Source organism: Mesorhizobium abyssinicae, assembly GCF_049887195.1.
GTDB lineage: Bacteria > Pseudomonadota > Alphaproteobacteria > Rhizobiales > Rhizobiaceae > Mesorhizobium > Mesorhizobium abyssinicae.
In genome coordinates this window covers 1-959 of the sequence record NZ_JARAKC010000099.1, presented here as the reverse complement: position 1 = coordinate 959, position 959 = coordinate 1, and the positions used below count along the sequence as shown (strand labels likewise).

Genomic DNA, 959 nt, shown 5'->3' with positions numbered 1-959 from the left:
TGCTCGTGAACCCCCAGGCGTTCGGCAACGTCCTTGCTTTGCAAACCCTGCGCGCACAAAAGGATCATCCGGCATCGATCCGACAAGGAGCGTGGCGCTTTATGCCGGCGCACCTGAGATTCGAGAAGACTTCTATCCGCGTCGCTCAGAACGACGACGTCCGCTTGCCTGCCAACCATCGATCAAACTCCTGCTCTTGTGACAGAAGCCGAACAAAATGAAGCTTACTTTGGTTCCAGGTGACTAGGATACGAGCGAATTGGGCTATCCCGGCCAGAGCAAAGTTTGTCAGAAACTGCGCTACGTCGGCAGTTTTCACAGCGAGCGAGAGAATATGGGCGATCGTCGACTTCAACGAGCGGCCCTATTTCGACGGCCGCGCTTCCGATCCAAACGAACTCCACTGGACGCGCGGCACACCGCCAACGACCGACAAGCGCATCACGTTCGAGCGACGTGGGTCGGGATCTTGCCTCCGCCCCGGACCCCTTCGCCAGCTACCGATCCGAATCGGGATTTTCGCGCTCCTGCAAAGGAACTCGATATTTTTACAGGCCGATCGAGTTCAGCCCGTTCGTCACGGCTCGCCGTCATCGAAGCTGCGCGTCACCATAGCCCCGTGCAGGTCGAGAAGAATCGCGTCGCAACCACGTTCGACTGCGAGGGAGAACGGCTGTCATTGCGCGAACCGATCGCGCGAGATGCTCATGGTTGACGGGGGTGGGATGTTGGGTTCGGAACTCCTGTCAAGATTGCGGAATGTCCGCCCTCCGAGCCGCAGTATAGCGCGACAATCTGGGAGAGAGGCCGTATTGCCTCACGTAACGATGCTCCCGAGATTCAAGCGTTGCCTCATCCATTTTGCTCCCGGCTTGGGGCGAAGGAGGCCGGGCGCGGAGATGGCCGGGGTTTCGCAGCGCCCGGCCTCCTTCGCGAGCGCCACGGCGCCTCAGTGTGGC

The 959-nt window shown here is 60.0% G+C and carries 1 protein-coding gene and 1 pseudogene; one reads left to right on the top strand and one right to left on the bottom strand.

The features are described 5' to 3' along the window. A partial coding sequence (locus tag PU724_RS33800) for a hypothetical protein (RefSeq protein WP_426213833.1) occupies positions 1–221 on the top strand: 221 nt, incomplete at its 5' end. Positions 222–577: 356 nt separating this feature from the next. On the opposite strand, the pseudogene PU724_RS33795 reads toward PU724_RS33800, so the two are convergent. Beyond that, a pseudogene (locus tag PU724_RS33795) lies at positions 578–646 on the bottom strand (M81 family metallopeptidase); the annotation flags it as partial. Between the last annotated feature and the right edge of the window lie 313 nt (positions 647–959).